Here is a 4,631-nt window from a genome sequence, read left to right on the forward strand (position 1 = left end):
TAGAAACTATGTGGTTTTCAGCCACTTTCACGGCTGTGCCGTGAATAATATAGGATTAATATTATGGACACTTATAGTAAAAAGAAAAGAATTTATGAGTTCAAAGATGGAAAGGTTTTTTATAGCATTTAATAATCAGGCACCTTGTATTATAGTTATAAGTTCAATATTGTTTTATTTGGTAGTTTGCGTATGCACTTGTAGGTATATATGGGTTGCAGTTATTGTCCTATCTTTTTTTGGATGTATGTTATTCACATACTTGTGGTACAAAAGAGAAAAAATATATATGGATATATGATAAAAACTGTAAATAATTTCAACAAAGAAAATTAGATAAGAAAAATTATAGGAAGGTGAATGCAATGACAATTGAAGAAATTTTATCAAAGGAAGAAAATCAGACATTTGATCGGAAAAGTATAAATATTTCTCCAAAGGATTTAGCAATACCGATTGTTGCATTTGCTAATGCGGATGGTGGAGATATTGCAATAGGTATAACCGATAGGACAAAAAGAATTGAAGGCATTGATTTTGAAACCAAGAAGTTAAATGAACTTCTAAGAGTGCCATTTGATTTTTGTAATCCGACTATTAAAGTTGGAATAGAAAAAGTACCCTGCGTTGATGAAAAGGGAAGAGAGAATCATGTACTTGTAATGCATATTGACGCAAGTCCACAGGTGCATGCAAATCAGGCAGATGATGTATTCTTAAGAGTTGGTGATAAATCTAAATTGCAGACATTTGAAGAACGCCTTCAGCTTAATTATGACAAAGGAGAACGTTACTTTGAAGACAAAGCGGTATCCGATGCTACAATAGATGATATAGATATGGACTTTGTAAAAGAATATACAGATAAGATTGATTATGGGAAAAGTCCATTGGAATATCTCAAAGAAAACAGAGGGTTTATAAAAGAAAAAGATGGCGAGATTCAAATCAGTACCGCTGCAATTTTGTTATTTGGAAAGAATCCGCAAAATTTCTTTCCTCGTGCAAGGATTCGTTTTATACGTTATGAGGGAACAGAAGAAAAATTTGGAACAGAGATGAATGTAATTAAGGATGTTATCTTTGAAGGCACACTGCTTAACATGATAAATGAGGCAATTGCATATTTGGATACGCAGGTAAAAGAAAAAACGTATCTTGGACCAGATGGAACATTTGTTACAGATGAGGAATATCCTAAGTTTGTCAGACAGGAATTGATCGTAAATGCGGTTACTCATCGTGCTTACAGTATTACCGGTACAGATATTCAGATAAAAATGTTTGATGACCATATAGTAGTTGAAAGCCCGGGAAAACTTCCGGGACTTGTAAGAGCGGACAATATACGTTTCACACATTTTTCCAGAAATCCTAAGATTGCAGAGTTTTTAAAGAACTATAAATTTGTAAAAGAATTTGGTGAAGGTGTTAATCGTATGTGTAATGAATTGGAGCAGGTTGGATTAAAAGATCTAGTTTATCATACAAATGCGTTTATGTTGCAGGCGGTTATTTATAATTCAAAAGTTGGAAAGACTATTGTTGAGAAAACCGCTGATTCATTAAAAAAATTAGCTGTTGCAGTCAATAAGTCGTTGATTGATTACCAAAAGCCGGCGATTGGAGAAGAAAAGTCGGCGATTGACGATAAAAAATCGGCGGTTGATATGATAAAGTCGGCGATTGAGAAGAAAAAATATAATGAACCTTCGAAAGCAAATATTCTTAAGGTGTATGATGAAATAGAGAAAAATCAGATTTTTGGCACAAAAGAAATAAAAGAAATTCTTGATTGCTCACCATCCACAGCAAGAGCAGTCATGACAAAACTTAGAGACATGAAAGTTGTTAAAGCGGTGAATGGTAAAGGAAAGGGAAAGTATGTATTCATAGAATAAAAATGAGATATAGAGTATTCCTGAATGTAAAAGCTTTATGTGTGGAAGTCAGGAGAAGGTAAAAACTGAATTGGTTAAAGGCACAAATTTGGTTTAAGTAACTCTTATAATGAAGATGGGGAATGTCATAGAAAATGTCGTAGAAATTTCATAGAAATTTTGAGAAAAATCAAGTGGCTAAAATCAGAATATTCTAAGAAGAAGCTTTCTAAAGCGTGAGAGACGCTTAAAGAGTTTCCTGAAAAACGAATATTCCAAAGTTAGTCTCAACGAAGTCTCACGAGATTTGAGACTGAGTGCGACTCTATGATATAGCAAAATGTGATAAAACCCGGATTTACAGGTGAATTATAAAGTAGTAGTCTCAAGATAGTCTCATTTTTGAAATTGTTTGTTGAGACTAACATGAGACTGAGGAGGTTCAAAATCATGGACATAAGTAAAAAAGATTGGAAGCTATTTCGAGAAAGATTATCAGGTTGGCAGGAAAAATATATGGAAGGTCTTGTTAAAGAGTATGCAAATTTTCTGAATGATGATAAAAAGCCTGCATCAGAGAAATTCTGGGAACTTGAAAAACGGATAAAAGAAGATAAGCACCATCCAGGAGTTATCATGGAGTTGAAAAAATCAGAGGTAATATGGGATATTGTTCGTCTTATTAGACTGAAAGTAATTACATATAATGATTTATCAGACTTTAGTGATGAATTACAGAATGAAGTAAAAAGCATACTTGAGATGAGCAGGTGATACATATGGAGATTGGTGCAACAAAAGCAGTTCAAGATCGACTAAAAACAACAAAGATTGAAGAAAGCAAAGGTGCTTCACTTGTGTTCTGCTGGGACACACATTTGACGAAAATAAAAGGAAGAAATGTCTTGTTTATTGTGAATGCCAGTAATCGTTATACAATAGCAATGACAGATATTGAACCAAGAAACTGGAATTATTATACAATGTATATCCGCAGTGTGATTCATGGCGTGATGCAGGAAATGGGATATTCCGAGGAACAGATAGGGTAGTATTTTAAAATGTCAGTCGATACAACTGTAACAAAAACTCATGGTAGGAAATCGGTTGGTGGCATTAACAGAATGGTAATGGATGCACAGTATTTTGGTAAGAAGCTGGAGAAAGAAGCAAAGTATCAATGGAAACTTAGTGAGTATCTGAACAGATATATTTGCCAGCCAGAGGGATTTGATGCATATGGATATCCGAGTGAACTTTTTAAATTAGACATGGAACGACTAGGGATAGCTACTAAGAGAAAGCCGGCAAAGGTAATTGATTTTACCAAGTACATAGATACTAATCGCAGTACTAACCATTAGCGCAAAAGAATTGTAAAAGCAATTGTTTGGGCATAAGAAGTTAGTTTGCAATGACAAAAAGCAAAATATATAAAATAATTCGTCGCTAAAAAGGCGACGAAAAAAGCGACGGAAAAGGAGAGCATTCATGAGCATAACATTTGAAATAGTCAAATTTAAAAAGCCAACAAAAGTAAGCGCCCAATAATCGGGCGGATTGTTTAATTGTTCTATCTTATCCATAATTATTGATAGTAAAGCGAGTGTTTTACTCTGATAATTATGGGAGGTATCTATCAATGAGTCGTAACTCAAAAACTTTAGCTGCCCAGCAGCTTAAACTTGTAATGGAATGCCGCAGAAGCGGCAAAACCGATGCACAGTGGTGCATCGAAAACGGAATTCGTCCGGCTACGTTTTACAACTGGGTATCCAGACTCCGCAAAAGAGGCTGTGATATTCCGGAATCTAATTGGAATGAATTAAAGCTTCCGGCGCGGCATCAGGATGTCGTGTTGTTGGATGTAATTCCAAAACCATCAGCTCTCGTCGTTAATGATGAACAATCCGAACCGGTTTCATCGAACTCAATGCTTCTTGAAATAAATAGTGCTAGGCTGACAATTCCTAACGGAACGGATTCATCGTTGTTAACGCAAGTAATACTTGCGATGAGAGGTTCCTTATGTTAGGCGATATTTCGGTAGCCAACGACATCTATATCGTCTGTGGTTATACCGATATGCGAAAATCCATTGATGGACTTTGTGCAATTATAATTGACTAGCTTCATCTGGATCCGCATCGCAGTTCGCTTTACTTATTCTGTGGACGCAGATGTGACCGTATCAAAGCACTGCTCTGGGAAACAGATGGTTTTGTACTTTTGTATAAGCGTCTCTCCGTTGAGGGAAAGTACCGCTGGCCAAGAGATAAGTCAGAGGTCCGTCCACTTACATGGCAACAGTTCGACTGGTTAATGTCAGGACTTGAAATAGAACAGCCCAAAGCCATCGGAGCGCATAAAAAAGTGAATAACTTATCTCCCACTTTGGAAGCCTGTTCACAAAGACAAAAAGCACCGCAAAGCCTTGAAAATACTGCATTTTTTACTGTTAATAAAGCGCCTGATCTGGTATAATTAAGCTATCAGATTGAAGGAGATCAGGCAGTGGCTTTAAGTGCAAAAGACGTAAGTACGTAATCATCCGTATCTGTCCACAACTATATTTTTCTGATACACTCTTTTCATAACAAAGGAAGGAAACTGTATCATTATGGAAAAAGATGAAAAAATCACACTGTGGTCTGAACGAATCCATGAATTTCAATCCAGTGGGCAGACTTGCAAAACATGGTGTCAGGAACATCACGTTCCAGTCTCTACAATGAATTATTGGATGCGCAA

7 protein-coding genes and 1 pseudogene are annotated in these 4,631 nt (G+C 36.0%); all 8 read left to right on the top strand.

What is annotated here, in order from left to right:
* A partial coding sequence (locus tag DW650_RS19865; protein ID WP_207662852.1) for a hypothetical protein occupies window positions 1-301 on the top strand: 301 nt, incomplete at its 5' end.
* 64 nt (window positions 302-365) lie between these two features.
* The gene (locus tag DW650_RS19095) at window positions 366-1,901 is read left to right on the top strand and encodes an ATP-binding protein (protein ID WP_118210869.1); all 1,536 of its coding nucleotides are present in this window, start codon (window positions 366-368) and stop codon (window positions 1,899-1,901) included.
* A gap of 429 nt (window positions 1,902-2,330) precedes the next feature.
* Entirely contained in the window at window positions 2,331-2,654 is a 324-nt protein-coding gene (locus tag DW650_RS19100; protein WP_118210870.1) for a hypothetical protein, read from the top strand.
* A gap of 5 nt (window positions 2,655-2,659) precedes the next feature.
* Window positions 2,660-3,244, top strand: a pseudogene (locus DW650_RS20810) (DUF6933 domain-containing protein).
* 278 nt (window positions 3,245-3,522) lie between these two features.
* Entirely contained in the window at window positions 3,523-3,915 is a 393-nt protein-coding gene (gene tnpA, locus DW650_RS19465) for an IS66 family insertion sequence element accessory protein TnpA (RefSeq protein ID WP_147403026.1), read from the top strand.
* Window positions 3,909-4,010 carry an IS66 family insertion sequence element accessory protein TnpB gene (gene tnpB, locus DW650_RS19830; RefSeq protein WP_147403027.1) on the top strand — a complete coding sequence of 34 codons (102 nt, stop codon included), beginning with the start codon at window positions 3,909-3,911 and terminating at the stop codon, window positions 4,008-4,010. Before tnpA (DW650_RS19465) ends, tnpB (DW650_RS19830) begins: the two co-directional genes overlap by 7 nt.
* 6 nt (window positions 4,011-4,016) lie before the next feature.
* Window positions 4,017-4,364: an IS66 family insertion sequence element accessory protein TnpB gene (gene tnpB / locus DW650_RS20380; protein WP_118210871.1), complete on the top strand. Its 348-nt coding sequence runs from the start codon at window positions 4,017-4,019 to the stop codon at window positions 4,362-4,364.
* 136 nt (window positions 4,365-4,500) lie between these two features.
* The coding region (gene tnpA, locus DW650_RS20815; protein WP_442969851.1) for an IS66 family insertion sequence element accessory protein TnpA at window positions 4,501-4,631 on the top strand (131 nt) is incomplete at its 3' end.

This window comes from Roseburia sp. AM23-20, from assembly GCF_003470905.1.
Classification (GTDB): Bacteria; Bacillota; Clostridia; order Lachnospirales; family Lachnospiraceae; genus Roseburia; species Roseburia rectibacter.

Excerpts from the sequence above, each read along its gene's own strand:
- DW650_RS19095 (WP_118210869.1), top strand. The coding sequence starts at position 366 with ATGACAATTGAAGAAATTTTATCAAAGGAAGAAAATCAGACATTTGAT.
- DW650_RS19100 (WP_118210870.1), top strand. The coding sequence starts at position 2,331 with ATGGACATAAGTAAAAAAGATTGGAAGCTATTTCGAGAAAGATTATCA.
- tnpA (WP_147403026.1), top strand. The coding sequence starts at position 3,523 with ATGAGTCGTAACTCAAAAACTTTAGCTGCCCAGCAGCTTAAACTTGTA.
- tnpB (WP_147403027.1), top strand. The coding sequence starts at position 3,909 with ATGTTAGGCGATATTTCGGTAGCCAACGACATCTATATCGTCTGTGGT.